This window comes from Brevibacillus sp. SAFN-007a, assembly GCF_051967035.1.
In the GTDB taxonomy this organism is placed as follows: domain Bacteria; phylum Bacillota; class Bacilli; order Brevibacillales; family Brevibacillaceae; genus Brevibacillus.
In genome coordinates this window covers 109,825-117,329 of the sequence record NZ_JBQCKK010000013.1, presented here as the reverse complement: position 1 = coordinate 117,329, position 7,505 = coordinate 109,825, and the positions used below count along the sequence as shown (strand labels likewise).

7 protein-coding genes are annotated in these 7,505 nt (G+C 55.6%); 5 read left to right on the top strand and 2 right to left on the bottom strand.

All coding sequences use genetic code 11. The features are described from left to right. Positions 1-229: 229 nt before the first annotated feature. Positions 230-691, bottom strand: coding sequence for a MarR family winged helix-turn-helix transcriptional regulator (locus ACTHO6_RS14810; RefSeq protein ID WP_440242541.1), 462 nt, complete (start codon positions 689-691; stop codon positions 230-232). 173 nt (positions 692-864) lie between these two features. On the opposite strand from ACTHO6_RS14810, the gene ACTHO6_RS14805 reads away from it, so the two are divergent. Next, positions 865-1,284, top strand: a complete 420-nt coding sequence (locus ACTHO6_RS14805) for an organic hydroperoxide resistance protein (RefSeq protein WP_440242540.1) — start codon at positions 865-867, stop codon at positions 1,282-1,284. Between the two features lie 236 nt (positions 1,285-1,520). Here ACTHO6_RS14805 and gnd read toward each other — a convergent pair whose 3' ends face one another. After that, positions 1,521-2,417: a phosphogluconate dehydrogenase (NAD(+)-dependent, decarboxylating) gene (gene gnd, locus ACTHO6_RS14800; protein WP_440242539.1), complete on the bottom strand. Its 897-nt coding sequence runs from the start codon at positions 2,415-2,417 to the stop codon at positions 1,521-1,523. Positions 2,418-2,643: 226 nt separating this feature from the next. Here gnd and ACTHO6_RS14795 point away from each other — a divergent pair, with 226 nt between their 5' ends. From ACTHO6_RS14795 to ACTHO6_RS14780, 4 genes are all read left to right on the top strand, one after another. Beyond that, positions 2,644-3,513, top strand: coding sequence for a MurR/RpiR family transcriptional regulator (locus ACTHO6_RS14795; RefSeq protein WP_440242538.1), 870 nt, complete (start codon positions 2,644-2,646; stop codon positions 3,511-3,513). Positions 3,514-3,688: 175 nt separating this feature from the next. Beyond that, a complete protein-coding gene (gene gntK, locus ACTHO6_RS14790; protein ID WP_440242536.1) occupies positions 3,689-5,230 on the top strand; it encodes a gluconokinase in 1,542 nt (513 codons plus the stop codon). 23 nt (positions 5,231-5,253) lie between these two features. Beyond that, positions 5,254-6,582, top strand: coding sequence for a GntP family permease (locus ACTHO6_RS14785; RefSeq protein WP_440242534.1), 1,329 nt, complete (start codon positions 5,254-5,256; stop codon positions 6,580-6,582). A 265-nt stretch (positions 6,583-6,847) separates the two neighbouring features. After that, entirely contained in the window at positions 6,848-7,402 is a 555-nt protein-coding gene (locus ACTHO6_RS14780; RefSeq protein ID WP_440242532.1) for a GNAT family N-acetyltransferase, read from the top strand. The last annotated feature ends 103 nt before the right edge of the window (positions 7,403-7,505 follow it).

Sequence of the window (7,505 nt, the reverse complement as noted above, 5' to 3'; positions counted from 1 at the left end):
CTGTTGAATTCAGACGTCAGCTGTCGGCCTAACGGCCGGGGTTTTTCTTACTGTCTACAAATTGGGGTCTTGACCAAGATGGACACAGGCTTTCTTTTATGAGGGCTTCCCCTCCTTGAAAGCTGGGTGGCCCCGGATGAAAAAATCCCCCCGGCATGGGCAGAGGCGGTTGCTGTGCTCTGCCTGCGCCGAAGGGATCGGCTTTTTTCGTCGCAGCGATCGGTTCCTGCTATTCCGGTTTGCCCCCGCCCTCGTTCAGCCGGTGAATCCGGTCGAGCAGGGCCTGGCTCTCCTGCAAAAGTCGCGTGAAATCGTGAAAAGGCAGTCCGCTGTTCGCAAACAACGTCTGCGGAATTTGACAGGCTGTCGCTTTCAGCTTGGCCCCTTTCTCCGTCAGGCGGATAACGACTACCCGCTCATCCCGGCTGGAACGGGTGCGCGTCACGAGTTCTGCCTCCTGCATTCTTTTCAAGAGCGGCGTCAGCGTCCCGGAATCCAGAAACAGGCGCTCGCCCAGCTCTTTGACCGTACACGCTTCCCGTTCCCACAAAACGAGCATGACCAAATATTGCGGATAGGTAATGCCCATTTCCTCCAGATAGGGACGGTACATGCGCGTAATCTCCCGCGAGCAGGCATAGATCGTAAAGCAAAGCTGATTTTCCAGCTTCAGCAGCTCATCCATCGTCATAAGCAGTTGTCCTCTCCCTCTCCTCTACCCGAAATATAGCCTTTCCTCCCCGATCCTGTCAAACGGACAGCCGGAAAAAAGAAGCAGACGCAACGATTGCCATTCGCCGCGTGCTATGGTATTTTAATTGTGTACAATTTAATTATAAACAATCAATTAGGGAGAGATGAACGATGCAAAAACTGTACACCGCAACGGCAACCGCCACAGGAGGCCGCGATGGTCATGTCCAATCTTCGGACGGCGTGTTGAGCCTCGACGTTCGTATGCCAAAGGAACTCGCCGGACCCGGCGGAAGCTTCACCAACCCGGAACAGCTCTTTGCCGCAGGCTACGCCGCTTGCTTTGACAGCGCCCTGCAAATGGTAGCGCGGATGAAGCGGATCAAGGTCGAGGCGACAGCCGTTACCGCCCACGTCTCGATTGGCAAAGAAGCGGACGGCGGATTTGGCCTGGCTGCCGTCCTGGAAGTCAAAGTAGACGGCGTCGCGCCGGAAACGGCCAGAGAACTGGTAGAAGCCGCCCATCACGTCTGCCCGTACTCCAAGGCGACCCGTGGCAATATCGAGGTCGAGCTGCGCGTCGTGAGCTGATCCCCCTGTTTTGGCTGGTACAGACGTGCAAGTTGCGTCCATACACGCATACAAAAGAAGCAAGCCAGCTCCTCTGCCTAACAAAAGGGGCGGCTTGCTTTTTTGTTTCCGGAGATGACGGCATTGTAGCAAAGTTCCACGAAAGCGCCAAGAAAGCCGCGCAAAAAAAGGATGAGCAGCCAAGCCCTCCTTTGGGTAGAGGGACTTTACCGTCATCCTTTCTGTCGAGCATCCGGTTATTTTTTTTCCACCGCGTGGCCGCCAAACTCGTTGCGCAGCGCAGCTACGACTTTGCCATGGAACGTGTCTTCGTCGAGCGAACGGTAGCGCATGAGCAGCGACATCGCGATAACCGGAGTGGCCGCTTGCAAATCCAGGGCGGTTTCCAGCGTCCATTTGCCTTCCCCGGACGAGTGCATGACGCCGCGAATGGCCTCCAGCTTGGCGTCTTTGCGGAAAGCGCGCTCGGTCAAATCCATCAGCCAGCCGCGAATGACAGAGCCGTTCGCCCACACGCGCGCCACTTCGGCGAAGTCGTAATCGTACTGGCTTTTCGCCAGCACCTCGAAGCCTTCGCCGATTGCCTGCATCATGCCGTACTCGATTCCGTTGTGAATCATCTTCAAAAAGTGTCCGCTGCCCGCTTCTCCCGTGTACAGATAGCCCTTGTCCACATTGATGTCGCGAATCATCGGTTCGATGTAAGCGAATGCCTCGCGATCCCCGCCGATCATCATACATGCCCCGTGGCGAGCCCCTTCCATGCCGCCGCTCGTTCCCGCATCGAGGAAGTGAATGCCTTTTGCTTTCAGCCGCTCGTAGCGCTCAACCGATTGTTTGTAGTGCGAGTTGCCGCCGTCGATCACGATGTCCCCTGCCGCGAGCAGGGTGGACAGCTGGTCGACCAGTTGATCCACGATTTCTCCGGCCGGAACCATCAGCCAGATGACGCGCGGCGCTTCCAGCTTCGCCACCGCGTCTTCGACGGAAGCCGCCGGAATCGCTCCTTCGCGGCCGAGCTCCTCTGCGCGGCTTTGATCCACGTCGTAGGCTACTACCTCATGCTGGTGGGACAAGAGATTGAGCGTCAGGTTGTAACCCATTTTACCTAAACCGAGTATCGCAAGTTTCATTCGCGTACGTCACTCCTTTGGGGTAATCTCCGTTACCTCGTATTATATGATAAAAATTTTCTTCTTTCACCATAAAAGAAGAAAATTTTTTCGAAACTAGGAATTGGACAGCCGTTTTCCTTATACTAACAGAAAGCAAACGTTTTCGCTTGCACGATTGATTGGCAAACGGACAAGCTTTCGCTACACAGATGGCCCAGCGCCACTTTTGGGGAGGTACCGATTCATGGCTGAAACGACACCGCACGTTCCCGCGAGCGTGCTTGCGCAGTTACGTGCGATCTACACACAGTTGAGCAGCAAGGAGCAGCAAATTGCCGATTACATTTTGCAGCACGCCAGCAAAATTGTTCATTTGTCCATTACGGAGCTGGCCGACCAGTGTCAGTGTGCAGATGCGACAGTGTTCCGCCTGTGCCGCAGACTGGGCTTTCGCGGCTACCAGGCGTTTAAAATCGCGCTCGCCAGCGAGGTGACGAATCCGAAACAATCGATCTACCAGGAGATCAATCTCGATGACGATGATATCGGCTCCATCGCGGAAAAAATTTTTACAGCCAATCTGGAAACGTTGCGTGACACCTTGCAAATTATGAACAAAGAAGAGCTTTTAAAAATTGTCGACTGTCTGGAGCATGCTACCCGGATTGAATTTTACGGCACTGGCGGCTCGGCGGCGATCGCGCAGGACGCCTACCACAAATTCATGCGGACGGGCATTCCCTGTATCCACCACTCCGATGCCCATTACCAGGTCATGTCGGCCTCGCTTTTGTCAGAGGGCGCCGTCGCGGTCGGTTTCTCCCACTCCGGCTCCAACAAGGATATTCTGGCCGCCCTGCAAGTAGCAAAACAGCGCGGAGCCAAAACGATCGGGATTACGAGCTACGGCAAATCCCCGCTCGTCCGGCAGGCCGACATGTGCCTGTACACCACTTCCCGCGAAACCGTTTTTCGCACGGAAGCCTTGTCGTCCCGGCTGGCCCAGCTCTGCCTGATCGATTTGCTCTACGTGGCGGTGTCGCTCCGCCGCCAGGACGACACGATTGCCAACATCCAGCACATTCGCGAAGCGATTTCGCTCAAACGTCTGTAAATCAGGCGTTTTTCTTTTGCCCGCCAGCAGGTTTTGGAGGGGCAACCTGCGGATGTGATGATAAATTTGAAATAATTTTTTTCTTTTGTATTAACAAATGAAAAAAATTTCGATATAATCTCGTTATCACCACGCGACTTGGTTGAAAGCGTATACAAAAAGGGTGAACAGAACCATGAAGCAAACCTACTTTATCGGTCTTGATATCGGGACAACCAGCACGAAGGCGATTGTCTTCACGCCCTCCGGTGCTGTCAGAGGGACAGGCAATCTCGACTATCCTCTGCTCGTCCCGAAAGCCTCCTGGGCGGAGCAAGATCCGGAGACGATTTTTGCCGCGGTCATCCAGGCGCTGAAGCAAGCGATTGAGCAGGCGAACATCGACAAGCATGAAATCGGCGGAATCGGCTTCTCGACCGCGATGCACAGCCTGATTGCCGTGGATGCGCAGGGAAATCCGCTGACGAACAGCATCATCTGGGCGGATAACCGAAGTGCGGCACAGGCGGATCGGCTCAAGGAAGACGGGGTCGGCCACCAGATTTATCTGGCCACAGGTACCCCGATTCACCCCATGTCTCCCCTGCCCAAAATCATGTGGCTGAAGGAGCACATGCCAGATACGTGCCAGAAGACAGCCAAGTACATTTCCATCAAGGAATACGTGATGTATCGGCTGTTCGGCCAGTATGTGGTCGACTACTCCATCGCTTCCGCTACCGGACTGTTCAACCTGCGCAAGCTGGACTGGGACGAAGACGCGCTCAAACTGGCCGGCATTTCCAGGCACCACCTGAGCGAGCCCGTGCCTACCACCCATATCCTGCGGGGTATGAAGCTGCGCTATGCGGAAGAAATCGGGCTTGATCCCGATACGCCTTTTGTCGTCGGGGCCAGTGACGGCGTGCTGGCCAATCTCGGCATCGGGGCGATCGACAACGGTCAGGTTGCGATCACGATCGGGACAAGCGGCGCAGTCAGAACGGTCGTTCCCGAGCCGATCACCGATCCGAAAGGCCGCACGTTCTGCTACGTACTGACGGAAAATCATTGGGTCATCGGCGGTCCGTCCAACAACGGCGGCATCATGCTGCGTTGGTTCCGCGACGAGTTCAGCTGGCCGGAAGTGGAAAAAGCGAAGCAGTTGGGCGTCGATCCGTACGAAGTCATGATTCAGGCGGCGGAGAACGTACGCCCAGGTGCAGACGGGCTGCTCTTCCTCCCCTTCCTCTCCGGGGAACGCGCTCCGTACTGGAATGCGCAGGCCCGCGGCTCTTTTTTCGGAATCGGTCTGCACCACAAGCGCGAGCACTTCATTCGCGCCGTGCTCGAAGGCATTTTGTTCAGCGTCTACAGCATTGGCATCGCGCTTCGCGATCTGGCAGGCGGAGCCAAGGAAATTCGCGCATCCGGCGGCTTTGCCCGCTCCAAGGAATGGCGGCAGATCATGTCCGACATGTTCGGCTACGAGGTGCTGATTCCGGAAAGCCATGAAAGCTCCAGCTTCGGCGCGGCCCTGCTGGCGATGCACGCGCTCGGCGCGCTCGACGATTTGCGCGACGTGAAAAAGATGATTCACATCTCCCATCGGCACGAGCCGAACTTGGAACGATCCAGCATGTATCTGGAACTCTTTTACATTTACGAACGCGTCTACTACAACCTGCTGGAGGAATACAAGCTGATCGCCAAGTTCCAAAAGCAACTGAACAACTAGCGATACCATAAGGAGGGTCTGCTATGCCACTTCTCATTACGTTACTATCCATTATTTTCCTCCTCATTCTCATTACGCGGTTCAAGGTAAACCCGTTTGTCGCCCTGCTGCTCGCCGCCGGATTTGTCGGAATCGCATCCGGTATGCCGCTCGTCAAGGTCGTCGACTCGATCAAGGACGGGATGGGCGGAACGCTCGGCTTTATCGCCATCGTGCTTGCGCTGGGCACCATGCTCGGGAAAATGATGGCAGAATCAGGCGGAGCGGAACGCATCGCCCGCACGCTGATTAATCTGTTCGGTGAAAAAAACGTACACTGGGCCATGATGTTCGTCGCCTTTATCGTCGGGATTCCCGTCTTTTTCCAGGTAGGCTTTGTTCTGTTGATTCCGCTCGTCTTCACCATCGCCAGACAGACAGGCGTCTCGCTGTTGAAAATCGGGATTCCGCTCGTCGCAGGCTTGTCCATCGTACACGGCATCGTGCCGCCGCACCCAGCGGCGATGGCGGCCGTTGATCTGTTCCAGGCCGATGTCGGCAAAACGATCCTGCTCTCGATCATCGTCGCGCTTCCTTCCGCGATCATCGCCGGACCGCTTTACGGCAGCTGGATCGGCAAACGGATCAAAACGAGCATCTCGCCCGAACTGGCTTCGCAACTGACGGAGCCAAAGGACGAGCGCGAACTGCCAGGCTTCGGCATTACGGTCTTCACCGTTCTTTTGCCCGTTCTGTTGATGTTGATGGCGACTGTTGCAGACGTGACCTTGCCGAAAGAAGACATGCTGCGCCAATGGGCCGACTTCATCGGCAACCCGATCACTTCCCTGTTGATCGCCGTTATCATTTCGTTCTGGACGCTCGGCTACAACCGCGGCTTTACGAAGGACGACATTCTCAAATTCACGAACGACTGCCTTGCGCCTACGGCCACCATCCTGCTCGTGATCGGTGCGGGCGGCGCGTTCAACAAGGTGCTTTTGAACAGCGGCGTAGGCGACTACATCGCCGAACTGGCCAAAGCGTCCGCGATCTCCCCGATTTTCCTCGGCTGGCTGATCGCCGCATTGATTCGCGTCGCGACCGGCTCTGCGACCGTCTCCATGATGACCGCAGCCGGCATCGTCGGTCCCATCGCCCTGCAGGTGCCGGGGACAAGCCCTGAGCTGCTCGTGCTGGCAACAGGCGCAGGCTCCCTGATCCTGTCGCACGTCAACGACTCCGGCTTCTGGCTGATTAAGGAATACTTCAACATGACGGTGCAAGATACGCTGAAATCGTGGACCGTCATGGAGACGATTTTGTCAGTCGTCGCCATCATCTTGATTATGGCGTTGAGCCTGGTCATCTAATCGCTTTGCCAAACGAACAGGAAAACGAACAGGACATTCCCTTCCCCACCCGCGGGAGGAATGTCCTTTTTTTGCAACGAAAGCGGCGCCAACGGCTTGGCGCGGACGCGTTTTCGGAATGGAAGAGTGGATTTGTAAAAATCTGTATTTACTTTCCATTCCGCCTGCTTTATTGTAAAAAGTGTTTGCGTGATCTTCGTCCAAATCCCCTGCTGTTGCGCGCTTGCGGCGACAATCACACCTGAAACTTCTGGAGGCTTGTTTTATGCAAATCCACTCTCTTTCTACGGAGCGCTTGCTGTTGCGGCCGATGCAGCCTGCTGACGCTCCCGCCTTGTTTACCTTTTGGTCTGATCCCAACGTTTCCAAGCATATGAATATCGAGGCCATGACCCGTACCAAACAGGCAGAGGATATGATTTCGCTGATTAACGATCTGTGTGCGAAGGATCAGGCATGCCGGTGGTCCATCGTCCTGAAGGATTCCGGGGAGACCATCGGCTCCTGTGGCTTCAATTCCTTCGATTTCGACCATGGCCGGACGGAAATTGGCTACGAGCTGGGGTATCCCTACTGGGGAAAAGGCTATGCCACGGAAGCTGTGCGGGCCGTCATCGGCTATGGCTTTTTCCAGCTTGGGCTAAACCGGGTGGAAGCGAAGGTGGAACCGGAAAATAGCGGCTCGATCCGTGTATTACGCAAATTGGGCTTCGCAGAAGAAGGCTTGCTGCGTCAATATGAAAAGTCGAACGGTCAATTCGTGGATCTCCTGATCTTCTCCTTGCTGCGGGACGAGTGGACAGACCCGTCTGTCCGCTGACGAAAGCACCGCTTGCTACCTGCCACGGCTGGCAGTCTGCCTCGCATGAGATCAACGATTTCCCCGCCCCGCCACCAAAAAAAACGGCAACCCGTTAAACGAG

What these genes read in the sequence shown, in the direction of transcription:
- gnd (WP_440242539.1), bottom strand. Translation starts at nt 2,417, where the DNA reads ATGAAACTTGCGATACTCGGTTTAGGTAAAATGGGTTACAACCTGACG.
- ACTHO6_RS14785 (WP_440242534.1), top strand. Translation starts at nt 5,254, where the DNA reads ATGCCACTTCTCATTACGTTACTATCCATTATTTTCCTCCTCATTCTC.
- ACTHO6_RS14795 (WP_440242538.1), top strand. Translation starts at nt 2,644, where the DNA reads ATGGCTGAAACGACACCGCACGTTCCCGCGAGCGTGCTTGCGCAGTTA.
- ACTHO6_RS14780 (WP_440242532.1), top strand. Translation starts at nt 6,848, where the DNA reads ATGCAAATCCACTCTCTTTCTACGGAGCGCTTGCTGTTGCGGCCGATG.
- gntK (WP_440242536.1), top strand. Translation starts at nt 3,689, where the DNA reads ATGAAGCAAACCTACTTTATCGGTCTTGATATCGGGACAACCAGCACG.
- ACTHO6_RS14810 (WP_440242541.1), bottom strand. Translation starts at nt 691, where the DNA reads ATGACGATGGATGAGCTGCTGAAGCTGGAAAATCAGCTTTGCTTTACG.
- ACTHO6_RS14805 (WP_440242540.1), top strand. Translation starts at nt 865, where the DNA reads ATGCAAAAACTGTACACCGCAACGGCAACCGCCACAGGAGGCCGCGAT.